Annotated in this window: 23 protein-coding genes and 1 tRNA gene; 13 read left to right on the plus strand and 11 right to left on the minus strand. The window is 67.0% G+C overall.

Annotated features, from left to right (window positions below; translation table 11 throughout):
* Positions 1–6 precede the first annotated feature (6 nt).
* From CRO50_RS02640 to CRO50_RS02655, 4 genes are read right to left on the minus strand one after another with little or no spacing between them, the layout of a single operon-like run.
* Positions 7–633, minus strand: a complete 627-nt coding sequence (locus CRO50_RS02640; RefSeq protein ID WP_097144311.1) for a LysE family translocator — start codon at positions 631–633, stop codon at positions 7–9.
* Positions 630–1073 (minus strand): Lrp/AsnC family transcriptional regulator, encoded by a 444-nt coding sequence (locus tag CRO50_RS02645; protein ID WP_097144312.1) that lies wholly within the window; start codon positions 1071–1073, stop codon positions 630–632. The genes CRO50_RS02640 and CRO50_RS02645 overlap by 4 nt, the downstream gene beginning before the upstream one ends.
* Positions 1074–1126: 53 nt before the next feature.
* The gene (locus CRO50_RS02650; RefSeq protein ID WP_097144313.1) at positions 1127–1615 is read right to left on the minus strand and encodes a GNAT family N-acetyltransferase; all 489 of its coding nucleotides are present in this window, start codon (positions 1613–1615) and stop codon (positions 1127–1129) included.
* The gene (locus CRO50_RS02655; RefSeq protein WP_097144314.1) at positions 1612–2205 is read right to left on the minus strand and encodes an HD domain-containing protein; all 594 of its coding nucleotides are present in this window, start codon (positions 2203–2205) and stop codon (positions 1612–1614) included. Before CRO50_RS02655 ends, CRO50_RS02650 begins: the two co-directional genes overlap by 4 nt.
* Before the next feature lie 311 nt (positions 2206–2516).
* On the opposite strand from CRO50_RS02655, the gene ahcY reads away from it, so the two are divergent.
* Positions 2517–3905 carry an adenosylhomocysteinase gene (gene ahcY / locus CRO50_RS02660; protein WP_097144315.1) on the plus strand — a complete coding sequence of 463 codons (1389 nt, stop codon included), beginning with the start codon at positions 2517–2519 and terminating at the stop codon, positions 3903–3905.
* 218 nt (positions 3906–4123) lie between these two features.
* Here ahcY and CRO50_RS02665 read toward each other — a convergent pair whose 3' ends face one another.
* Together CRO50_RS02665 and CRO50_RS02670 are read right to left on the minus strand one after the other, a co-directional pair.
* Positions 4124–5665 (minus strand): alanine/glycine:cation symporter family protein, encoded by a 1542-nt coding sequence (locus tag CRO50_RS02665; RefSeq protein ID WP_097144316.1) that lies wholly within the window; start codon positions 5663–5665, stop codon positions 4124–4126.
* Positions 5666–5675: 10 nt separating this feature from the next.
* On the minus strand, positions 5676–6113 hold the full coding sequence (locus CRO50_RS02670; protein ID WP_097144317.1) for a universal stress protein: 438 nt from the start codon (positions 6111–6113) through the stop codon (positions 5676–5678).
* A 253-nt stretch (positions 6114–6366) separates the two neighbouring features.
* Between CRO50_RS02670 and CRO50_RS02675 the strand changes: the two genes are divergently transcribed.
* Complete coding sequence (locus tag CRO50_RS02675; RefSeq protein WP_097144318.1) at positions 6367–6708, plus strand: DUF2853 family protein; 342 nt, start codon at positions 6367–6369, stop codon at positions 6706–6708.
* A 231-nt stretch (positions 6709–6939) separates the two neighbouring features.
* On the opposite strand, the gene CRO50_RS20445 is transcribed toward CRO50_RS02675, so the two are convergent.
* From CRO50_RS20445 to tsaD, 5 genes are read right to left on the minus strand one after another with little or no spacing between them, the layout of a single operon-like run.
* A complete protein-coding gene (locus CRO50_RS20445) occupies positions 6940–7404 on the minus strand; it encodes a DUF1761 domain-containing protein (RefSeq protein ID WP_097144319.1) in 465 nt (154 codons plus the stop codon).
* Entirely contained in the window at positions 7362–7784 is a 423-nt protein-coding gene (locus CRO50_RS02685; RefSeq protein ID WP_097144320.1) for an EVE domain-containing protein, read from the minus strand. The genes CRO50_RS20445 and CRO50_RS02685 overlap by 43 nt, the downstream gene beginning before the upstream one ends.
* On the minus strand, positions 7784–8059 hold the full coding sequence (locus CRO50_RS02690) for a YciI family protein (RefSeq protein WP_097144321.1): 276 nt from the start codon (positions 8057–8059) through the stop codon (positions 7784–7786). Before CRO50_RS02690 ends, CRO50_RS02685 begins: the two co-directional genes overlap by 1 nt.
* A complete protein-coding gene (locus CRO50_RS02695) occupies positions 8056–9018 on the minus strand; it encodes an NAD(P)H-dependent glycerol-3-phosphate dehydrogenase (RefSeq protein ID WP_097144322.1) in 963 nt (320 codons plus the stop codon). Before CRO50_RS02695 ends, CRO50_RS02690 begins: the two co-directional genes overlap by 4 nt.
* Positions 9015–10106: a tRNA (adenosine(37)-N6)-threonylcarbamoyltransferase complex transferase subunit TsaD gene (gene tsaD, locus CRO50_RS02700; protein WP_097144323.1), complete on the minus strand. Its 1092-nt coding sequence runs from the start codon at positions 10104–10106 to the stop codon at positions 9015–9017. The genes CRO50_RS02695 and tsaD overlap by 4 nt, the downstream gene beginning before the upstream one ends.
* An 81-nt stretch (positions 10107–10187) precedes the next feature.
* Here tsaD and CRO50_RS02705 point away from each other — a divergent pair, with 81 nt between their 5' ends.
* From CRO50_RS02705 to atzD (CRO50_RS02755), 11 genes are all read left to right on the plus strand, one after another.
* Positions 10188–10901, plus strand: coding sequence for a uroporphyrinogen-III synthase (locus tag CRO50_RS02705; RefSeq protein WP_157791748.1), 714 nt, complete (start codon positions 10188–10190; stop codon positions 10899–10901).
* Positions 10902–10949: 48 nt separating this feature from the next.
* Positions 10950–12260: a COG4223 family protein gene (locus CRO50_RS02710; RefSeq protein ID WP_097144325.1), complete on the plus strand. Its 1311-nt coding sequence runs from the start codon at positions 10950–10952 to the stop codon at positions 12258–12260.
* A 9-nt stretch (positions 12261–12269) separates the two neighbouring features.
* Complete coding sequence (locus CRO50_RS02715; protein ID WP_097144326.1) at positions 12270–13802, plus strand: heme biosynthesis protein HemY; 1533 nt, start codon at positions 12270–12272, stop codon at positions 13800–13802.
* 99 nt (positions 13803–13901) lie between these two features.
* Positions 13902–13977: transfer RNA gene (locus CRO50_RS02720), tRNA-Thr, on the plus strand.
* Positions 13978–14099: 122 nt separating this feature from the next.
* Positions 14100–14999 carry a LysR family transcriptional regulator gene (locus CRO50_RS02725; protein ID WP_097144327.1) on the plus strand — a complete coding sequence of 300 codons (900 nt, stop codon included), beginning with the start codon at positions 14100–14102 and terminating at the stop codon, positions 14997–14999.
* A gap of 127 nt (positions 15000–15126) precedes the next feature.
* Positions 15127–16248 (plus strand): cyanuric acid amidohydrolase, encoded by a 1122-nt coding sequence (gene atzD, locus CRO50_RS02730; RefSeq protein WP_232617770.1) that lies wholly within the window; start codon positions 15127–15129, stop codon positions 16246–16248.
* Positions 16245–17456 carry an FAD-dependent oxidoreductase gene (locus CRO50_RS02735; RefSeq protein WP_097144328.1) on the plus strand — a complete coding sequence of 404 codons (1212 nt, stop codon included), beginning with the start codon at positions 16245–16247 and terminating at the stop codon, positions 17454–17456. Before atzD (CRO50_RS02730) ends, CRO50_RS02735 begins: the two co-directional genes overlap by 4 nt.
* A 59-nt stretch (positions 17457–17515) precedes the next feature.
* Entirely contained in the window at positions 17516–18499 is a 984-nt protein-coding gene (locus tag CRO50_RS02740) for an ABC transporter substrate-binding protein (RefSeq protein WP_097144329.1), read from the plus strand.
* Positions 18500–18501: 2 nt separating this feature from the next.
* The gene (locus CRO50_RS02745) at positions 18502–19386 is read left to right on the plus strand and encodes an ABC transporter ATP-binding protein (RefSeq protein ID WP_218844974.1); all 885 of its coding nucleotides are present in this window, start codon (positions 18502–18504) and stop codon (positions 19384–19386) included.
* Positions 19383–20162, plus strand: a complete 780-nt coding sequence (locus CRO50_RS02750; protein WP_198431801.1) for an ABC transporter permease — start codon at positions 19383–19385, stop codon at positions 20160–20162. The genes CRO50_RS02745 and CRO50_RS02750 overlap by 4 nt, the downstream gene beginning before the upstream one ends.
* A 5-nt stretch (positions 20163–20167) precedes the next feature.
* The gene (atzD, locus tag CRO50_RS02755) at positions 20168–21226 is read left to right on the plus strand and encodes a cyanuric acid amidohydrolase (protein WP_097144330.1); all 1059 of its coding nucleotides are present in this window, start codon (positions 20168–20170) and stop codon (positions 21224–21226) included.
* The last annotated feature ends 2 nt before the right edge of the window (positions 21227–21228 follow it).

Consider the following 21228-nt stretch of genomic DNA (forward strand, 5'->3'; position numbering starts at 1 on the left):
TGACTCCTATCCCATCATCAGCCTGAGCGCCGAGGCCAGGGCCCAGAGCCCGAACCCCGCCAGCATCAGCGCTGAAAGCCGCGACACCCAGGTCGCAAAGCCCTGCGGCAGGCGATGGCGGCACAGCGCCACGCCGCCCGACAGCAGGCACCACCACAGCATCGAGCCGGCGAAAACCCCCGCCGTGACCAGCGCCGCTTCGGCCAGGCTGGTCTCTGCCGCCAGCCCCAGACCGGCGAAGAGCGCCGCGAAACTGAGGATGGTCGAGGGGTTGGCCATGGTCAGCAGGAAGGTTGCCGCCACCGTGCCCGCCAGGTCCCGCGCCCCGATCTGCGCCGCCCGGCGTGGCGGTCCGGCGTGCAGGCCCTTCCAGGCCAGCCAGAGCATGAAGGCCCCGCCCAGCACCCGCAGCGGCAGGTCGACCAGCCCCAGCACCGAGGCAAAGGCCGCAAAGCCCGCCGCCGCCATGGCCGCGTAGCTGGCATCGGCCAGCGCGGTGCCCAGCCCTCCGGCCAGCCCGGCGGCAAAGCCGCGCTCCAGGGTGCGCGTGATGCAGAGCGCTCCGATGGGGCCGAGCGGCGCGGCGACGGCCAGCCCCAGGCCCATGGCCTTCAGGAGCAGGACGAGGCTCATCGCGGGATCATCCCGCTGTCCTTGGCCGCCGAAAGCGCGATCACCGTCTCGCTGCGCCCCAGGAAGCGCTGCGCCTTGATCTCGTCCAGCAGCGGCTCGATGGCGCCGATATCGGGCAGGCGGACCCTGGCCAGGTAGGACCACTGGCCGGTCACGTGATGACATTCCTCAATGGCGGGATGGGCACTGGCGAAGGCGCGGAAGGCGGCCTCGTCCGCGTCTTCGCGCAAGCCGATCCAGAGAAAGACCAGCACCGGCAGGTCCAGCGCCTCGGGTGCGGCCTCGACCGTGAAGCGCCGGATCGCCCCCGAGGCGGTGAGCCGCCGGATACGTTCGTTCACCGCAGAGGGCGAAAGGCCGACGCGGGTGCCGATATCGGAAAGCGCCCGGCGGGCGTCCTTGGCCAGAAGGCTGATGATTTTGCGGTCTGTACTATCCATGGCCGCAGATTATGCGGGCAGATAGGGATTCGACAAGGGATATGCCCCCTGCCCTAATCCAGATCGTAGCGCTTCAGGACCTTGTCGAAGACGCTGCCATCGGCCAGCACCTTGCCGTCGATCCGCCCGTAATCCTCGAAGCCACGCGACTGGTAATAGGTCAGGCCAGAGCCGTTGTCCGCCCGGATCTCGGCATTGATCCAGGCGTAGCCCCCGTCCCTTGCCGCCCGCTTCGTCGCCTCGAAGAGCTTCGATCCGATCCCCAGCCCGGTCCGCCCGACCCTGGCGAAGGTGGCGATATTCGCAACCTCAGGGCCATGTTGCCGATGCGGCTCGACATACTGGAACCCCAGGATCTGCCCGCCGTCATCCTCGGCCACATGCCAGATGGCGCGCGGATCGCCTTGCAGCCAATCCGCCAGCTCGTCGCCGGTGACGGGCCGGGTCATGGCGGTGGTGCCGCCGATCTCGATGATCTCGTTCAGCAATTCGGCCATCTGCGCGCAATCAAGCCGCCCGGCGCGGCGGATATGGAGGCTCATGGCAGCGCCCTCAGCAGCTCCGCGTGGCGCGCGGTGAACTCGTTGCGGGCTTCGACCGGCGGGCGCAACACGATGTCCAGGCCCTCGATCAGCTCGGGCGCGGGGCGGCCGAAGAAGCGGGTGGCCTCGGTCTCGGAGAAGCCGGCGATCTGGGTGGCCTCCATCCAGGCCGAGACCTTGTCGGCCCTCTTGATCCGCTGCTTCAGGCGCACCGGCGTCTTGGCGGGCAGGCCGAAGCGGATGTGGATGGCGGCGGTCAGGCGTTCATCAAGGGCGCCGTAGTCCGGGCCGACGGCGGCTTTCACCGGGCTGATCATGTCTCCGATCACGTATTCGGGGGCATCATGCAGCAGCGCGGCCAGCAGTTCGGCAGGCTTGGCCGAGGGATACATGCGGCGGAAGAGCGCCTCGACCAGCAGCGAATGCTCGGCCACGGAATAGGCGTAGTCGCCCCGCGTCTGCCCGTTCCAGCGCGCCACGAAGGCCAGGCCATGGGCGATGTCCTCGACCTCGATATCCATCGGCGTGGGGTCCAGCAGGTCCAGCCTGCGACCCGAAAGCATCCTTTGCCAGGCGCGCGGTTGTTTCATCGGCGGGGCTCCTTTCGTCTGATGCCCTAGGCCGCGCCGCGGGGCCTGTAAACCGGCAAGCGCCGCCGGGGTTCGGCTGGGCGGAAGGAAGCTTCTGCAAATCCAAGGGCTTGCCCGACGCGCTCTGGCCGCTTTGCCGATCAAGGTTAATTTCTCACCGGGAGGTGCCAAGTCTTCCATCGCGGAACGCTGATTTTCAACGCTCCACAAGGTCACTCGGGTCCTGCCATTGTTCCTTTACACGGGCGCTGTTAAGCACGTCACAACCTTTGTACCTAAAAGATCCCGCCAAGCTGCAAGGAGCGAAACGGATGACTCAGGACTACATCGTCAAGGATATCTCGCTGGCTGACTACGGCCGCAAGGAGCTGGATATCGCGGAAACCGAGATGCCCGGCCTGATGGCCCTGCGCGCCGAATTCGGCGAGAGCAAGCCCCTGAAGGGCGCGCGTATCGTCGGCTCCCTGCACATGACGATCCAGACCGCCTGCCTGATCGAGACCCTGGTCGCCCTGGGCGCCGATGTCCGCTGGGCGTCGTGCAACATCTTCTCGACCCAGGACCACGCTGCCGCGGCCATCGCCGCCGCCGGTGTGCCGGTCTTCGCCATCAAGGGCCAGAGCCTGGAAGAGCACTGGGATTACCTGGACAAGTCCTTCCTCTTCGACGAAGGCCCGAACATGATCCTGGACGATGGCGGCGACGCGACGCTCTACATCCTGCTGGGCGCCCGTGCCGAGGCCGGTGAAGACATCATCCCCGTGCCGACCTCCGAGGAAGAGGCCGTGATCAAGGCGCAGATCGCCAAGCGCATGGAAGCGAGCCCCGGCTGGTTCACCAAGATGCGCGACCAGATCGTCGGCGTCTCGGAAGAGACCACCACCGGCGTGCATCGTCTCTACGAGCTGCACAAGCAGGGCCAGCTGCCCTTCCCGGCGATCAACGTCAATGACTCCGTCACCAAGTCGAAGTTCGACAACAAGTATGGCTGCAAGGAATCGCTGGTCGACGGTATCCGCCGTGCCACCGACGTGATGATGGCCGGCAAGGTCGCCGTGGTCTGCGGCTATGGTGACGTGGGCAAGGGCTCTGCCGCCTCGCTGGCCGGTGCCGGCGCCCGCGTGAAGGTGACCGAGGCCGACCCGATCTGCGCCCTGCAGGCCGCCATGGACGGCTTCGAGGTCGTGCTGCTGGAAGACGTGATTTCCGACGTGGATATCGTCATCACCACCACCGGCAACAAGGACATCGTCCGGATCGAGCACATGCGCGCGATGAAGGACATGGCGATCCTCGGCAACATCGGCCACTTCGACAACGAGATCCAGGTTGCCGCGCTGAAGAACCACAAGTGGACCAACATCAAGGACCAGGTGGACATGATCGAGATGCCCTCGGGCAACCGCATCATCCTGCTCTCGGAAGGTCGCCTGCTGAACCTCGGCAATGCCACCGGCCACCCCTCCTTCGTGATGTCGGCGTCGTTCACCAACCAGGTTCTGGCGCAGATCGAGCTCTGGACCCGTGGCGACAACTACGAGAACCAGGTCTACATCCTGCCCAAGCATCTCGACGAGAAGGTCGCGGCCCTGCACCTGGAGAAGGTCGGCGCCAAGCTGACCAAGCTGACCGCGGAACAGGCCGCCTATATCGGCGTCGCGCCGGAAGGCCCCTACAAGCCGGAACACTACCGCTACTGATCTCCCGGTACCGGTCGTTGAAACGCATGCAGGCGCGGGGATTTTTCCCGCGCCTTCTTCTTTCGGTCCGCGGTTCACGGCGGAGGCGACTAGCTGGTACGGGCGGGGGCTCTGGGGCGGGTCGTGGCCCGGGTACTGGGCCCTGCTCGGGGGCCTGAGGGACACGTGAAAAGGGCCCCGGTCTGCACCGGGGCCCTTTCCGTGTCGCCTGTCGCGCCTTAGCGGAACTTGCGGATCTCGCCCGATTTCAGCCGGGAGATGTAATGCGCCAGCTCGGCCTTCACGATGGGCATCAGCAGGTAGAGCGCGATGATGTTCACGATCGCCATCGAGAACAGCATGGCGTCGCTGAAGTCGATCACCGGCCCCAGGCTGGCCGCTGCGCCGATCACGATGAACAGGCAGAAGATCACCTTGAAGGTCACCTCGCTGCCCCTGCTCTCGCCGAAGAGGTAGGTCCAGGCCTTCAGCCCGTAGTAGCTCCAGGAGATCATCGTCGAGAAGGCGAAGAGCACCACGGCGATGGCCAGCATGTAGGGGAACCACGAGAAGACCGAGGCAAAGGCAGCCGAGGTCAGCTGCACGCCCGAGCTGCCGTCGGCCGTGGTGATGCGGCCCGCGGCCTCGTCCCAGACGTAGAGCCCGGTATCGGGGTCGACGTTCAGCACCCCGGTGATGACGATGACCAGCGCGGTCATGGTGCAGATCACCACGGTGTCGATGAAGGGCTCCAGCAGGGCGACGTAGCCCTCGGTGATCGGCTCCTTGGTCTTCACCGCCGAGTGGGCGATGGCGGCGGAGCCGATACCGGCCTCGTTCGAGAAGGCGGCGCGGCGGAAGCCCTGGATCAGGGCGCCGGTAAAGCCACCCGCGACCCCCAGCCCGGTGAAGGCGCCGGCGAAGATCTGGCCGAAGGCCCAGAGGATCATGTCGTAGTTCATGATCAGGATCACCAGCGAGACCAGCACGTAGAAGATCCCCATGAAGGGCACGACCTTCTCGGTGACCCGGGCGATGGACTTGATGCCGCCGACGATGACCACGAAGGTGACGACCGCCAGGATCACGCCGGTGATCCAGCCGGGATAGTCACCGACCACACCGGCCAGCTGCGCATGGGCCTGGTTGGCCTGGAACATGTTGCCGCCGCCAAGTGCGCCGAGGATGGTGAAGATGCAGAAGATCACCGCCAGCACCTTGCCGCCCGGCAGGCCGCGCTCCTTGAAGCCCTTGGTGATGTAGTACATCGGGCCGCCCGAGACGTGACCATCGGCGTATTCGTTGCGGTACTTCACGCCAAGGGTGCATTCGGTGAACTTGGTCGCCATCCCGAAGAGGCCCGCGATGATCATCCAGAAGGTCGCGCCGGGGCCGCCGATGCCGACGGCCACCGCCACGCCGGCGATGTTGCCGAGGCCCACCGTGCCCGAGAGCGCCGTGGCCAGCGCCTGGAAGTGGCTGACCTCGCCCGCGTCCTCGGGATCGGAGTAATCGCCCTTCACCAGCGCGATGGAATGGCCAAAGCCGCGCAGCTGGATGGCCGAGAAGTAGACGGTGAAGATTACCGCCGCGACCACCAGCCAGAGCGCGATCCACGAGAAGTTGGTCCCCGGAAGGTTGGCGAAGATCAGGCCGACATACCATCCGGTGTAATCCGAGAAGACCTGGTTGATCGTCTCGTCGATGCCCTGCGCCGCGGCGGGGGCCGCGGTAAGAGCCATGCCCGCCAGGGCGGCGGCAGAAGTCGTTACGCGTTTCATGAAGCTCTCCTCAGGGCACGATGACGGTGGGCACGGGGGCGATCTGCGCCAGTCCCAGCGGGACCGAGCCGAAGACCCTTGCAGCCATGGAATTGCTGCCCGAGCGGCCGACGAAGATCATCGCGGCGGATTTCGCCGTGGCGATCTCGGCGATCAGCTCGACCACCTGGCCATAGCGCATCTCGCCGCTGGCGGTGACACCGGCGGCCGAGGCCTTGTCGATCGCGGGGTCGATGATGGCGCTCTTGGCGCGGGCCAGTTCCTCCTTGCGGCGGGCGTGGCGCTCTTCCACTTCCTGGGGGGTGAGGAAGGAGTAGGGGGACCACTCGAGCACATGCACGATGTGCAGCGCGGCCCCTTCCTTCGTGGCCCGCGCGATCGCGTAGTCGAGCAGGCTGCCGGAGTCGTCATCACCTTCATAGGCCACGACGAAGAGTTCCTGTGACATCTTTCATCTCCCTGTTCCAGCCCCGTCGTTGGTGATTGCTGCGGGGCCACTTTCTGCGCGGTCAATGGCCGCTGGGATCAGCCTGACCAAGGCTGACCCGAAAGTCATTTCATTTTTTACATTGTTTCTCTGCATTCCCGGACGGATTGGAGCAATTCCGCGTATTCGGAGAATAAGTTCCTGCACTTTCCGAAATTGGGGTTAGGCTGAGAGGGTGCCACGAGGGCACCAGCCGCAACATATGGAGAGTTCAATGGGTAAGAGAGACGATCTGATCGCCAAGTATGCTGCCGATCTGAAAGAGAAATGCGGCGTCACGCCGGACATGGACCTGCTGACCAAGGTCACCATCGGATGTGGGCCGGCGATCTACAACGCCGATGCCTCGACCGTGGCGGCCAGCCAGCCTGCGGAGCTTGAGACGGTGAAGACCAACTTCCTGATGAAGAAGCTGGGTCTGGCCGACAGCCCCGAGCTGGACGCCGCCATTGCCAAGGCAATCGAGACCTACGGCAGCTCCGAGCGCAACAAGTATCGGGTCGTGATCTATTACCTTTTGGTAACCCATTTCGGGAAGGAAAGCGTTTACAGCTGAACGGGCGGTATGGAACGCATTTGATCTATTCGGGATTTCCCTTCTCCCGCGAGAAATGCTATTCCCCGGGCAAGGCCAGTAAGGCCCGGACCTTTCAAAGATCACGTGTGGTGCTTAGGGAGCACGTGGGGTAACGGAGGGTTCGGTCTTGGCCAACCCTCCGTTTTTGTTTTATTATTTCGGTAATAGAGATTGGGGAATTGGCCGATAATATTGTTTCGTGCCGCCAATTCAGAAGCGCCCCAGCACCAGCCCGATCACGCCGCATCCCAGCACGGAATAGCCACCTACCAGCAGCGCCAGTTTCATCGGCCGCTGCGCATAGGTGTTGGTCCTCGTCACCCAGGGGGTGATGAGGAAACAGCCCACGCCTAGGCCGACCAGCAGGCTTTTCCCGGCGCTCTCGATCCCGGCCATGGACAGGATGTGACGCATCATCCCGGCGACCAGCAGCATGGCGATGAAGGCGATGACGAAGGGCAGGGGGGGGGTGTGCCCGGGCCGTCTGCCCGTCGCCGGAGGCGACAATGGAAAGGAAGCGGGGGGCTCTGCCCAGCCGTCGCGGCAAGCGACAAACAAAAGAAGTAGGGGGGCGCTGCCCCCCGCCCTGCGGGCTCCCCCCGGAGTACTTTCAGCCTGGTGATGATATGGGCTCAGTCCGGGTCGGTCTCGCCCAGGGCGCAGACGCGGCGCCATTCGGCTTCGGTGACAGGCTGCACCGAGAGGCGGGAGTTCTTCACCAGCACCATCTCGGACAGGCTCTCGTCGGCCTTGATCTGGTCGAGCGTGACGGGCCGGGTGAAGGGGCGCACGGCCTTGATGTCGACGCATTCCCAGCGGGGGTCGTCGGTCTTGCTGTCGGGGTGGGCCTCGGCGATGACCTCGACAATGCCCACCACCTGTTTCTCGTTCACCGAGTGGTAGAAGAAGCCCCGGTCGCCCAGGGCCATCTCGCGCATGAAGTTGCGGGCCTGGTAGTTGCGCACGCCGTCCCATTCCTCGCCCGCGTCACCCTTGGCGACCTGGGCATCCCAGCCCCAGGTCGCGGGTTCGGATTTGAACAGCCAGTAGCGCATCAGAGCCCCACCACCTGCTTGAAGCCCTTGATCTCGACCGAGGCGAAGAGACCGGCCTTGGCGTAGGGGTCATTCGCGGCCCAGGCCTCGGCGGCGGCCATGTCGGGCACATCGAGCACCAGCATCGAGCCGCACATGTTGCCCTCGGCGTCCAGCATCGGGCCACCGAAGGTGCCGACGTCGGTTTCTTTCAGGTAGGCCAGGTGGGCGTCGCGGTTGGCCTTGCGGATCTCGAGCGCGCCGGGCTTGTCATGGGCGATCAGGATGAATGTCACGGGGTTTCCTCCTTCAGGGGGCGCGCAAGAAGTTGCGCCATGGCAGTTTTCACATCAAGGCGGGCGTCGACAAGTCCCGCGACGACGGCGGTGATCGGCAGGTCCCAGCCTTCCGCCTGTGCCAGCGCATGGGTGGCGCGGGCAGTGGCGGCGCCTTCGACGGTGACGGCGGGGTCGAATGGCTCGCCGCGCCCGATGGCGAGGCCGAGGCGGAAGTTGCGCGAGCCTTCCGAGGTGCAGGTGAGCGCCAGGTCTCCGAAGCCGGAAAGCCCGGCCAGGGTCTCGGGGCGGGCGCCGAGGGCGGCGGCCATGCGCGACATCTCGGCATAGCCACGGGTCATCAGCGCGGCGCGGGCGCTGTCGCCCAGCCCGGCGCCGATAGCGGCCCCGCAGGCGATGGCCATGACGTTCTTCAGCGCGCCGCCAAGCTCTGCCCCGGTGACATCGGTCGAGCGGTAGAGGCGCAGGTGCGGCGCGATCAGCTGTTGTTGCAGGCGCTTCGCCTCACCCTCATCCGCGCAGGCGAGCGTCAGGGCGGTCGGCAGCCCACGGGCGATATCGGCGGCGAAGCTGGGCCCGGTGAGCACGGCGATCCGCGCGTCGGGCAGCGTCTGCGCCAGCACCTGCGAGGGGCGCAGCCCGGTGGAGAGCTCGATCCCCTTGCAGCAGAGCACCAGGGTTCGGTGGGCGAGCTGCGCGGCGAAGGAGGTGGTCACGGCGCGCAGGGTCTGCATGGGGACCGCCAGAAGCACCGGGCCCTCGGCGGGCAGATCATTGATATCGCTGGAACATGTCAGGGCAGGGGCCAGGGTCGCGCCGGGCAGGCGGGGGCAGCTGCGCTCGATCTGCATCCCGGCCATGACCTCGGCGTTGCGGCCCCAGAGCCAGACCGGCGCATTGGCCGCGAAGGAGGTGGCCAGGGCGGTGCCGAAGGCGCCTGCGCCGAGAACAGAGATCATGCCTTGGCCCCTTTCTTGCCCGAGCCCAGCAGGGCGGGGGCCGTCTTGTCGAGCGGCCAGCGTGGGCGGGCCGAGAGGGTCATGTCGTCACGTTGCCCGGCGGCGAACCGCTCCAGCCCCGCATAGGCGATCATCGCGCCATTGTCGGTGCAAAGGGCTAGCGGCGGCGCGGTGAACTGCACGCCGCGTTCGGCGCAGAGCGCGGTCAGGGCGTTGCGGATCGGGGTATTGGCGGCGACACCGCCGGCGACGGCGATGGTCGGCGTGGCGGGGGCCTCGGCCAGGTAGAGATCCAGCGCGCGGGCGGTCTTCTCGCGCAGCACGTCGACCACGGCCTGCTGGAAGGCGGCGCAGAGGTCGGCACGCTCGGTGGCGCGCAGCGCATTGTCCTGCAGCAGCCCGTCGCGTTCGCGCAGCAGGGCGGTCTTCAGCCCCGAGAAGGACATGTCGCAGCCGGGACGATCCAGCAGCGGGCGGGGCAGGCGGAAGCGTTTGGCATCGCCGTCGCGGGCGCAGGCCTCGACCGCCGGGCCGCCGGGCTGGGGCAGGGCGAGCAGGCGGGCGGCCTTGTCGAAGGCCTCTCCGGGGGCGTCGTCGATGGTGCCGCCGAGGCGGGTGAATTGCTCGGGTCCATGCACCAGCAGGAACTGGCAATGCCCGCCCGAGACCAGCAGCATCAGGTAGGGGAAGGCGGTGCCATCGGTCAGCCGGGGCGTCAGCGCGTGGCCCGCGAGGTGGTTCACCCCGACCAGCGGCTTGCCGGTGGCCACCGAAAGCCCCTTGGCGCACATGACACCCGACAGCACGCCGCCGATCAGGCCGGGTCCGGCGGTGACGGCGATGGCGTCGATCTCCTGCAGGGTGACACCGGCGCTGTCCAGCGCGCGGGCGACCACCTGGTCCAGCTGCTCGGCATGGGCGCGGGCGGCGATCTCGGGGACGACGCCGCCGAAGGCCGCGTGCAGATCGGCCTGGCCCTGGACCTCGGAGGACAGGACCTGCGCCGCACCGGGCGTGCCGCGCACCACTGCCGCGCCGGTGTCGTCGCAGCTGCTTTCGATGCCAAGTAGGGTAAGGGGTGTGCCCATGCCCGCTCCGTTGAAATGTCGTTCTGCCGCAGGTAACACCGGGGAGGCGCGCAAACAATGCCGCCCGCGTCAGGAGCGCCCATGCCCATCGTCCTGATCACCCGCCCCGAACCCGAGGGCAGCGCCATGGCCGTGGCCGTGGCCGAGCGCTTTCCGGGCGTGCGCTGCCTGCTGTCGCCCCTGCAGGAGATCCGGTTTCACCAGCTGAACCTGCCCGAGGCAGAGCCGGTCTTCACCTCTCGCAACGGGGTGCGGGCCTGGCAGCGGGCGGGCGGAGCCGGGGGGCGGGCCTATTGCGTGGGCGATGCCACCGCGCAGCTAGCCCGCGCGGCGGGGTTGGAGGCGATCTCGGCCGGGGGCGATGCAGAGGCGCTGGTGCGGATGCTGCTGGAGCTGCGCCCCGAGGGCCCTCTGGTGCATCTGCGTGGCGCCCAGCACCGGGGCAGTCTGGCCGAGAGGCTGCGGGCCGAGGGGCTGAAAATCAAAGCGCTCGAGGCCTATGCCCAGGTGCCTGTGCCGCTGAATGCAGAGGCGCTGGCAGCCGGGCAGGGTCATGCGCCTGTCATCGTGCCGCTCTATTCCCCCGGTGCCGCCCGTCGCTTCGCCGAGCAATGGCACGGCACCGCGCCGCTGCTGCTGGGGGCGATCAGCCAGGCTGCCCTGGCCCCTGTGGAGCATATGGAAACCTTTCATCGCTCTCATGCCGCACAGCCAGACGGCGAATCCATGCTGATGCTTCTCTCTGGACTTATCGCCGCAGCGCATCAGCTTGAGGCAGAGAGGGGCGGCGACTAAGTTGAACTGGAACGCCGCGTGTTGCGGCAGAATCGAAGGGGTTGAGCATTGGCCAGGACCAAAGATGACGACAAGACGGAGCTCACCCGGACCGAGACCACGCCAGAGGTGGACGCAGAGGAAAGCCTGACGCAGGCCGGAAGCGATGCCGGACCGACCGCGGAGGCCGATCTGAGCCCCGATTCGATCCCAGAATCGAGCGCCGGGGCAGGGCCCTCGGAGGCACCGCTGACCGCACCCGAGCATGATCCGCGCGACGAGGCCCCCGAGGAGGTTCTGGCGGTGCCCGAACATGACCCGTCAGGGGACGAGGACAGCCTGCTGGACCCGGACGAGGAAAGCCCGATGGCCGCCGGCGACGACGTGCTCGAGGCCGAAGAGCCCGCAGCGGCCCCGACGGCCAGCCATGATGCCGTCAATCCCGCACCGGCCCGCCGCAATACCTTCCTGCCCGCGCTTCTGGGCGGTGTGGTTGCCGCCGGCCTGGGCTTCGGCGCGGCGATGATCGCCTTCCCACCTGTCGACAGCACCGCCCTGGAAGAGACCCAGGACGCGCAGCAGGCACAGCTTCAGGACCTCTCCGCGCAGCTCGAGGACGGCCCGGATCTTTCGCAGCTGGAAGACGGTCTTTCGGGCGTCCAGGGCGATCTTGGCGCCCTGCAGACCAGCCTTGGCACCCTGACCGAGCAGCTGGACGGCCTCTCTGCCCGTGTCGAGGAGCTTGAGAAACAGCCGCTGGCCGAAAACGTCTCGGATGCGGCGATTGCCGCCTACGAAGACGAGCTGGCCGCGCTGCAACAGGCCATGCAGGACCAGCGCGCCGAGATCGAGCAGATGGTGGAGGACAGCCAGTCCCTGCGCGCCGATGCCGCCGCCACCGCCCGCGACACCCAGGTCCGCGCCGCGCAGGTGCGTCTGAACGGGTCGCTCTCGGATGGCTCGTCCTTCGAGGCGCCGCTGAAGACGCTGTCGGAACTGGGGCTCGAGATCCCCGCCGCGCTCGAGGCCAATGCCGCCGCCGGGGTGCCGACCCTGGCCCGGCTGCGCAACGATTTCCCCGAAGCCGCCCGCGCCGCGCTCTCGGCGACGCGCGATGGCAGCCTTGGTGGCTCTTTCGGGGACTTCCTGAAGAACCAGCTGGGCGCGCGCTCGCTGACACCGCAGGAAGGGGACGATCCCGACGCCATCCTGTCCCGCGCCGAGGCCAGCCTGAACGACGGCGATCTCGGCCAGGTGCTGGTCGAGCTCGACGGGCTGCCCGAAGCGGCCCTGGCCGCGATGGACGACTGGATGACCCTCGCCCGGACCCGTGCCGAAACGCTGGACGCCGCCGAGACCCTCTCGGCGCAGACGAAGTAAGGAACACCCATGCTCTGGTCGCTTGTTAAGATCCTCGTCTTCGTTACCCTCATCGGGGCCGCTACCTTCGGCGCCTCCTACCTGCTGGAGCTCGAGGGCGGCGTCCGCATCGCCCTCGGCGCGACCGAGTTCAACCTGACCCCGATCCGCGCCGTCATCGGCCTGATCCTGCTGGTGCTGGTGATCTGGCTGCTGATGAAGCTGGCCGGTCTGCTGATCGCGGTGCTGCGCTTCATCAACGGCGATGAGACCGCGCTCAGCCGCTATTTCGACCGCAACCGCGAACGCAAGGGCTTCAACGCGCTCAGCGACAGCCTGATGGCCCTGGCCTCGGGCGAGGGGCGGCTGGCGATGTCGAAGGCGCAGAAGGCCGAGAAGTTCCTGGATCGCACCGACCTGACCACCCTGGTCATCGCCCAGGCCGCCGAGGTCGCTGGCGACAAGCGCCGCGCCGAAGAGGCCTACAAGAAGCTGGTCACCGACGAGCGCACCCGCTTCGTCGGCGTCCGCGGGCTGATGAAGCAGAAGCTGGCCGAGGGCGACACCGACAAGGCGATGAAGCTGGCCGAGAAGGCCTTTGCGCTGAAGCCGCAGCATGTCGAGGTGCAGGATACGCTGCTGAAACTGCAGGCCGCCAATGCCGACTGGAAAGGCGCGCGCGGCACGCTGAAGGCCAAGCTGCGCCATGGCGCCCTGCCGCGTGATGTCCACAAGCGCCGCGATGCGGTGCTGGCCCTGTCGGAAGCCAAGACCGTGCTGGCCGAGGACAGCTCGATCGAGATGCGCGAAGCGGCCATCGAGGCCAACCGCCTGTCGCCCGACCTGATCCCCGCCGCGGTCTTCGCCGCCCGCGCCTATGCCGAGCAGGGCAAGCCCAAGTATGCCACCCGCGTGCTGAAGAAGGCCTGGGAGGCCTCTCCGCATCCGGACCTTGCCGCCGCCTTCGCCGCGCTGGAGCCCGATGAAACCCCCGAAGAGCGGCTGAAGCGCTTCAAGGTTCTGACCCGCATCCACCCCGAGCACCGCGAGACCCGCCTGCTGCTGGCCGAGCTGCTGATCGGCGCCGAGGATTACCCCGCCGCCCGCCGCGCCCTGGGCGACCTGGCGGTGACTGCCCCCGATGCCCGCGCGCTGACCATCATGGCCGCCGTGGAACGCGGAGAGGGCGCGCCCGATGCCATCGTGAAGGGCTGGCTGACACGCGCCGTCTCGGCGCCGCGCGGCCCGCAGTGGACCTGCGAGAACTGCCACCACATCCACTCGGAATGGACCCCGGTCTGCGACCACTGCCAGGCCTTCGACACCCTCGCCTGGCGCGATGCGCCGGCAGGCGACTACCAGACGCCGATGTCGCAGCAGATGCTGCCGCTGATCGTCGGCCGGGTCGACGAGGGGGGCTCGAACCTGCCCATGGCCACGACACCGGCAGAGACCGGCGACATGGCCCCGGACGCCGGGGTCGACACCCCGGAGGGCGCCGCATCCGAGATCCCCGAGGCCGAGGTCCTGCCGCCCGAGGAAACCCCCGGTCGCAGCAGCTGATCTTCGGTCCAGGCGCTGCCATTTAGCGCTTTTCCAAGCCGCGCCGGGGTGCTATAGCCCCGGCCCACGAGGCCCCCTCCGGGTGCCTCCCCAGGAAGTGCCGCTGTAGCTCAGCTGGTAGAGCACGTCATTCGTAATGATGGGGTCGGGGGTTCGAGTCCCTTCAGCGGCACCACTTCCTTCTCCGCACATTCAGCAGGCAGCGTCAGTCCCAGGTACCCGTGTACTCTGGTCATTCCGCATGGGTTGTGGATAGCCTTCGGCATACGACCCCGATGATCTCGCCAGGCCTGCCGCATGTTCCGAGCCCCCAAGGATTACGTCTATCTCGATGCGGTGGCCTCTGCCGGGTCGATCCGCAAGGCGGCCGCGCGGCTGCATGTGGCCTCGACCTCTCTGAACCGCAAGATCCTGGAAATCGAGGAAGAACTGGGCATGCCCCTGTTCGAGCGCCTGCCGCGCGGGGTACGGCTGACCTCGGCCGGAGAGGTCATCCTGACCGCGATCCGGCGCAATATCTCGGACGTGGAGACCGCCAATGCCCAGATCCGCCAGCTGCGCGGGCTGGTGCGGGGCAATGTCTCGATCGCGGTGGCGCATTCGGTGGCCAACGACTTCATCCAGGACGCGATCACCAGCTTCCAGGAGCATCACCCCGGCGTGCATTTCAAGCTGCTGGTCGGGGCCACCAGCGACCTCGTCCGCGCCCTGATGAGCGATGAGACCGACCTGCTGCTGGCCCATGATCCGGCGCCCGGCAAGGAGCTGGACGAGATCGCCGTGGTGCCGCAGCCGCTCTTTGCGATGATGCGCCCCGATCATCCGCTGGCCAACCGCAGCAAGTTGCGGCTCAGCGATTGCCAGCCCTATCCGCTGGCCATGGGGCCGCGCTCCTTCGGTGGGCGGGCGCTGCTGGAGGCGGTGATCGCGCGGCACCGGCTGGCGCTGAACGTGGTGCTCGAGGCCAATACGATGCGGGCGCTGAAAGCCTATGCGCAGCGCACCGATGCGATCTGCTTCCAGTTCGAGGTGGGCACGCGGGAAGAGGCCGTGACGGGCGCGCTGAAGGCGATCCCGCTGGTCGACCCCGAGCTGCGCGGCGGCCGGCTGGTCTTTGCCGCCCGCAAGGACCGCAACCTGCCGCTGCCGACCATGAGCTTCATCGAAACGGTGAAGCAGTCGATGTCCCAGATCTGAGGCGCTCGCAGTTCGAGTGCACACATTTTGCTCTCACCCATGGAGGAAATTGGTTCTATTCGCACTGCAGCATTCTGCGCCAGTCTGGCGGCAACTGACCAGGAGTGAGGCTGCCGTGCAGGCCAAGGTGTACAGACTTTCGATGGCGCATCCCGGAGACCTTTCGGCGCTCGCAACCCTGCTTGCCGCAGGAGAGGTGCAGGCGCAGGAGGTGGTCGCCGTCATCGGCAAGACCGAGGGAAACGGCGGCGTGAATGACTTCACCCGTGGGTATTTCACCGACCGGCTGATGAATTTGTTGGCAAGCTACCTGAACGAGGCGCCGGAAGAGATCGCCCGCAAGGTGCCCTGCATTCTGTCGGGCGGCACCGAGGGCGTGCTGTCGCCGCATTACACCGTGCTTTGCCGCAGTGCCGCGAAGGCCGCTACGAGCGAGAGCAAACCCGCACTGGCCATCGGTGCCTCCTGCTCGATCGACATGCCGTTCGAGCTGGTCGGCACCCGTGGCCATGCGCAGATGGTGGCCGAGACCGTGCGCGCCGCAATGGAGGATGCCGGGATCACGGACCCCGCCGATCTGCACTTCGTTCAGGTCAAGGCGCCCTGCCTGACCTCGGACCGGATCGAGGCCCTGCGCGCCGAAGGCAAGACCGTGCCCGCGCCCAATGCCTCTGTCTCGATGGCCCGCGCTCGGGCGGCTGGGGCCCTGGGCGTTGCCATGGCGACCGGAGAGATCCCCTCCGAGCAGGTCTGCGACGACAGCTTCCTTGCCGATTTCAACCTCTACAGCACCTGCGCCAGCATCTCTTCCGGCGTCGAGGTGCTGTGCAACGAGGTGGTGGTGCTGGGCATGAGCCCCGCGTGGTCCGGCCCGCTGCGCATTGCCCATCGGGCGATGCAGGATGCCATCGACCTGCCTTCGGTGCGCGGGGTCTTCAGCGATCTGGGCTTTGCCGAGGGCGCACAGGTCGCCGAGGCCGAGCGGGCGCGTCTCAGGGCGATCTTCGTGAAATGCGAACCGGATCAGAGCGGGCAGATCCACGGCGCGCGGCATACCATGCTGAACGACACGGATATCGACCCGCAGCGGCATATCCGCGGCGCGGTCGGCGGGCTGGTCGCCGGGGTGGCGGGCGAGACGCGGATCTTCGTCTCGGGCGGGGCCGAACACCAGGGGCCCTTCGGCGGAGGGCTGATCGCCGTGATCGCAGAGACCGCGACGCGGCAGACGGAAGGACAGGACAGATGAAGATTGCCATCATCGGCGCCGGCGTGGCCGGCAGCATCATGGCGCGCGGCCTGGCGGATGTGCCGGGGCTCGAGGTGCATTGCCTGGAACGGATCGCGCCTGGCGAACACGCGGAATCCGGCACCGGCCTGAACATCGGGCCGAACGCCGTGCAGGCGCTGCAGCAGACCGATCCCGAGCTGGCGCAGCGCGTCGCCGAGACCTCCTTCGGCTGGCGCAGCTGGCGGGTCTCGACCATGGGCGGGCAGGAGCTGATGAACCTGAAGCTGAAGGACATCGCCCCGGTGGACGGCTGGCGTCTGCGTTGGGCCGAGCTCTATCGCGTGCTGCGCGAGGCGGCCGGCGACAGCATCCGCTACAGCTGCACCATCGACGCGGTCACGCCGAAGCTCGACGGGTCGGGGCGTCTCGATATCGCTTTCACCGAGGGCGGCCGCCGCAAGGCGCTGACCGATGTGGATCTGCTGGTCGCGGCGGACGGGCGTTTCTCGCAGGTGCGGACGCAGTTCCGTGGCCCGGTCAATGCACGGCAGGTGGGGGTCGCCATCTTCCGGCTGCTGGTGCCCGACACCACCGGCGGCCTGATCGACGACTACGAGCAATGGTTCAACGGTCCCAACCGCCTGCTGGGCTACCGCGTGCCCGAGAACAGCATCTACATGTCCGGCACCTTCCCGATCCCCGTCGGCGGCGAGATCCCCGAAGAGATGAAGACCCCCGAGGCCCTGCGCCACGCCTTCACCCCCGCCGATGGCCAGCTCAGCGATCAGGGTCGCTGGCTGGTCGACCTGGTCTCTCACCCGGCGGTCGAGCTGCACTGGGCCCGGCTGCAGGAAAGCCCGCTCTGCCTCCGTGAAGAGGGGGTGAACCTCCTCTACCTGGGCGACAGCTCCAACGGCATGGTGCCGACCCTGGGCCAGGGCGCGACCCAGGCGGTGGAAAGCACCTGTGCCGCGGTCGAGATCATCCGCGCCCTGGCCGCAGCGGGGCAGCATGACCCGGCGCTCTGGCTGCAGGCGATCACCCGTGCCCGCCAGGACCGGCTGCGTTTCGTGATGGATTTCTCGATGGAGGCCAGCGACACGCTGCTTGCGGGCGCCGATCCGGTGGCCGGCACGGCGAAGAAGACCGAGGCCCCGTTCCAGGCCAGCCTGGCGCGGCTCTACAACGACTACGGTGTTCCCGAGGGGCTTCTGGAGACCGTCTGACAGCCCCTCATTCCTCCCCCAATAAAACCAAGAAACACTCACCAACAGGAGTATCCCCAATGACTGACATTCGTCGCAAGATCCTCTCGGGCCTCGGCCAGCTGGGCCTCGGCCTGGCGCTGTCGACCGGCCTTGCCTTCTCTGCCGCCGCTGCCGACAAGGTGACCATCGGCGTCTTCGTCGCAGGTTCCGGCCTGCCCTATTACGTCGCCGAGAAGCGCGGCTACTTCGCCGAAGCCGACCTTGAGGTCGAGCCCGTCTTCATCGGCACCCACCCCCTGATCGTGCAGGCCATGGTGAGCGGCGACATCGACGCCGCCTCGAACCTGGTCACGCTGGAAGGTGCCAATATCAACGCGCTGCGCCCCGGCACGATGAAGTTCATCGCCCTCTACGGCCAGAACAGCGAATACGTGATGGAGCAGTTCGTGGTGAAGCCCGACAGCACCGCCACCACCATCGCCGATCTGAAGGGCGCCAACCTGTTCTCGGCTCCCGGCCCGGCCAACCTTGGCGCGGCCAAGGCCAGCCTGATCGCTTCGGGCCTCGGCGAGGATGAGTTCGCCATCCAGGAGCAGGGCATGGGCAACCATATCGGCGCCATGCAGAGCGGCAATTTCGACGGTGGCTTCACGCTTGAAGCGCTGGCTTCGATCATGGTCGACCGCGGCATCGCCAAGCGGCTGGAGACCGGCGTGATCGCCAAGTACCTGATGAAGGACGAAACCGCCGAGGCCTATGCCGCCGGTGCCGCGATCTCGGGCAAGCTGATGGAAGAGCGCCCCGACGTGGCCAAGCGCTTTGCCGCGGCCTGGGCCAAGGCCGTCAAGGACGCCAACGAGGACCCGACCGCCCGTGAGCTGCTGGTCGAGATGAAGGTGCCCGAGAACCTCACCGAAACCGTGCCGCTGGCGCATTACAACATGGTCTCGGACATGAGCGAAGACGAGCTGGCCGACTTCCAGACCTTCCTCGATATCGGCGTCGACCTGGGCGTCGTCGCCAAGCCCATCGCCGTGGCCGATGTCGCGGAGGCGATGTGAACTTGACCCGGCCCATTCCCCCCAAGGCCGATGGCGCCGACCTGTCCCCCCCTGCGGAGATCTCCGCGGGGGGGGATGCGCCCGCCGCATCGGGTGATCTTGCCGATCGCCTGCGCTGGTTCGCGCCCGGCACCCACATCACCATTCGCGGCCTGAACAAGACCTTCGCCGACGGCACCGTGCTTTACCGCGATTTCGACCTCGACCTGCCGCGCGGCAAGGTGGTGTCGATCTTCGGCCCCAATGGCTGCGGCAAGTCCACGCTGATCAACATGATCTCGGGCATCCTGGATTACGATTCGGGGCAGATCCTGTTCGACGGCAAGACGGCGCGCGAGACCAAGATCGGCTATGTCTTCCAGAACTACCGCGAAGCCGGCTTTCCCTGGCTGCGGGCCATCGACAATATCCGCTACCCGCTGAAGTTCCTGAAGCTGTCGCAGGCCGAAAAGGACGCCCGCGTCGAAAAGCTGCTGGCCAGCTTCAATGTCTCGATCGACCTGAACCGCTACCCCTACGAGCTGTCGGGCGGCCAGCAGCAGCTGGTCTCGATCATGCGGGCGCTGGTCATCGAACCCGAGGTGCTGTTCCTCGACGAGCCCTTCTCGGCGCTCGACTACGAGATGACCCTCTTCCTGCGCGACAAGCTGCAGTCGGTGCTGACCGAGATGCAGATCACCACGCTGCTGGTGTCCCATGACCTCGACGAGGCGGTGGAGCTGGCCGACGAGGTGCTGTTGCTGACCCGCAAGCCGACGTCCGTCGCCGCCCGTATCCCCTTCACCGCGCCGCGTCCGCGCAACGCCGAGATCACCGTCACCCCGGAGTTCATCGACGTGAAGGCCCGGTCGCTGGAGATCTTCCAGAGAGAAGTGCGCAAGACATGAGTGACAAACTGACCAAGTACCTGCCCCGCATGGGGTGGATTCAGCCGGTGCTGGGCGCGCTCGCCCTGATCCTGCTCTGGGCCTTCGCCCATGTCGCCCAGCTGGTGGACCCGGTGCTGTTGCCCTCTCCGTTGGAGTCCTGGAACGCCTTCGTCGAGGGCATGACCGAGGGCACGCTGGGCCATGACTTCTGGCGCACCATCGTGCGCACCATGCTGTCCTTCGCCATCGCGACGCTGATCGCCGTGCCTCTCGGGGTGGCGCTTGGATCTTCCAACAAGCTCTATCGTTCGGTCGAGTTCCTGATCGACTTCTTCCGCTCGACCCCGGCCTCGGCCATGTTCCCGCTGTTCCTGGTCTTCTTCGGCATCGGTGAAGAGGCGAAGATCGCCGTGGCGGCCTTCGGTGCGGCGCTGATCATCCTGTTCAACACCGCCTATGGGGTGATGAACGCCCGGCAGCTGCGCCAGCTCGCGGCGCGGGTGATGGGGGCTTCCCGGACACGTATCCTCTGGGATGTGACGATCTGGGAGAGCCTGCCGCAGACCTTCATCGGGCTGCGCTCGGGGGTCTCCATGGCGCTGGTCATCGTCATCGTGGCCGAGATGTTCATCGGCTCGTCCGACGGTCTGGGCAAGCGGATCATCGACGCGCAGATGATCTTCAACATGCCCGAGATGTATGCCTCGATCTTCGCGGCGGGGGCCCTGGGCTATGTGATGAACATGCTCTTCACCCTGATCGAGGCGCGGTTTGTCCACTGGGGCGGAAAGTAGAGATCATGGAAATCGGTGTGTTCAAGCTCGGCATGGCCTCGCCTGCCGATGTGTCGGAGTTGCAGGAGCTGATCGCGGGCGGCGGGCTCGATCCCGCCCAGGTGGTCGCCGTGATCGGCAAGACCGAGGGCAACGGCGGTGCCAATGACTTTACCCGCGCCCTGGCAACCAAGTGCTTCGCAGAGGTCCTGGCCTCGGCGCGCGGCCAGACCCCGGAAGAGGTGCAGGAGCAGGTGGCCTTCGTCTGGTCCGGTGGCACCGAGGGCGTGCTTTCGCCCCATGCCACGGTCTTCACCCGCTCAGCCGGCGAGGCCGGGAAGACGGGCGGGCGGCTGGCGCTCGGCCTGGCCATGTCCCCGGACCTGGCACCGGAAGAGATCGGCCGCATGGCCCATGTCGAGGCTGTCCACCAGGCCACCCTGCAGGCGCTGGCCGACGCGGGCATCAGCGATCCCGCCGATGTCCACTACGTCCAGGTCAAGGGCCCGCTGCTGACACCGGCGCGGATCTCGGAGGCCGCGGCGCGCGGCGCAGAGGTGGTGACCCAGGACCCGAACGGCTCGAAACCCTATGCGCGGGGTGCCATGGCACTGGGTGTCGCGCTGGCCTTGGGCGAGGTCGGGGACGCCGACGTCAGCGAAGCGGCCATCGCCAGCCGTCTCGATCTCTTCTCTTCCGTGGCCTCGACCTCGGCGGGGGGTGAGCTGACGAAGTGCGAGGTGCTTCTCTTCGGCAATTCGCCCGATGCCGCCGGGGCGTTCCGTATCGGCCATGCCATCCTGTCGGATGCGCTGGATGCCGATGCCGTCCGGGCGGCCATCGCCGATGCGGGCGGCGTGCCCGAGGCGGTCTTCGCCAAGGCCGAGGCCTCTGCCACCCTGCGCGGACGCCGGACCACCATGCTGTCGGATGCCGATATCAACTACGAACGTCACGCCCGTGCGGCGGTCGGCGGGGTCATCGCCTCGGTCACCGGCGACCCGGCGATCTTCCTCTCTGGCGGGACAGAGCACCAGTGCCCGCCGGGCGCCGCGCCCATAGCCGTGATCGCCAAGGTGGAGTGACA

It is taken from the genome of Pseudooceanicola antarcticus (assembly GCF_900215355.1).
Taxonomy (GTDB): Bacteria; Pseudomonadota; Alphaproteobacteria; order Rhodobacterales; family Rhodobacteraceae; genus Pseudooceanicola; species Pseudooceanicola antarcticus.

Coding starts and splice junctions, on each gene's coding strand:
- CRO50_RS02650 (WP_097144313.1), bottom strand. CDS start 1,615: ATGAGCCTCCATATCCGCCGCGCCGGGCGGCTTGATTGCGCGCAGATG.
- CRO50_RS02640 (WP_097144311.1), bottom strand. CDS start 633: ATGAGCCTCGTCCTGCTCCTGAAGGCCATGGGCCTGGGGCTGGCCGTC.
- CRO50_RS02655 (WP_097144314.1), bottom strand. CDS start 2,205: ATGAAACAACCGCGCGCCTGGCAAAGGATGCTTTCGGGTCGCAGGCTG.
- tsaD (WP_097144323.1), bottom strand. CDS start 10,106: ATGGGCACACCCCTTACCCTACTTGGCATCGAAAGCAGCTGCGACGAC.
- ahcY (WP_097144315.1), top strand. CDS start 2,517: ATGACTCAGGACTACATCGTCAAGGATATCTCGCTGGCTGACTACGGC.
- CRO50_RS02750 (WP_198431801.1), top strand. CDS start 19,383: ATGAGTGACAAACTGACCAAGTACCTGCCCCGCATGGGGTGGATTCAG.
- CRO50_RS02695 (WP_097144322.1), bottom strand. CDS start 9,018: ATGATCTCTGTTCTCGGCGCAGGCGCCTTCGGCACCGCCCTGGCCACC.
- CRO50_RS02675 (WP_097144318.1), top strand. CDS start 6,367: ATGGGTAAGAGAGACGATCTGATCGCCAAGTATGCTGCCGATCTGAAA.
- CRO50_RS02705 (WP_157791748.1), top strand. CDS start 10,188: ATGCCCATCGTCCTGATCACCCGCCCCGAACCCGAGGGCAGCGCCATG.
- CRO50_RS02735 (WP_097144328.1), top strand. CDS start 16,245: ATGAAGATTGCCATCATCGGCGCCGGCGTGGCCGGCAGCATCATGGCG.
- CRO50_RS02645 (WP_097144312.1), bottom strand. CDS start 1,073: ATGGATAGTACAGACCGCAAAATCATCAGCCTTCTGGCCAAGGACGCC.
- atzD (WP_097144330.1), top strand. CDS start 20,168: ATGGAAATCGGTGTGTTCAAGCTCGGCATGGCCTCGCCTGCCGATGTG.
- CRO50_RS02715 (WP_097144326.1), top strand. CDS start 12,270: ATGCTCTGGTCGCTTGTTAAGATCCTCGTCTTCGTTACCCTCATCGGG.
- CRO50_RS02665 (WP_097144316.1), bottom strand. CDS start 5,665: ATGAAACGCGTAACGACTTCTGCCGCCGCCCTGGCGGGCATGGCTCTT.
- CRO50_RS02670 (WP_097144317.1), bottom strand. CDS start 6,113: ATGTCACAGGAACTCTTCGTCGTGGCCTATGAAGGTGATGACGACTCC.
- CRO50_RS02725 (WP_097144327.1), top strand. CDS start 14,100: ATGTTCCGAGCCCCCAAGGATTACGTCTATCTCGATGCGGTGGCCTCT.
- CRO50_RS02685 (WP_097144320.1), bottom strand. CDS start 7,784: ATGCGCTACTGGCTGTTCAAATCCGAACCCGCGACCTGGGGCTGGGAT.
- CRO50_RS02740 (WP_097144329.1), top strand. CDS start 17,516: ATGACTGACATTCGTCGCAAGATCCTCTCGGGCCTCGGCCAGCTGGGC.
- CRO50_RS20445 (WP_097144319.1), bottom strand. CDS start 7,404: ATGGCGCCGCGTCTGCGCCCTGGGCGAGACCGACCCGGACTGAGCCCA.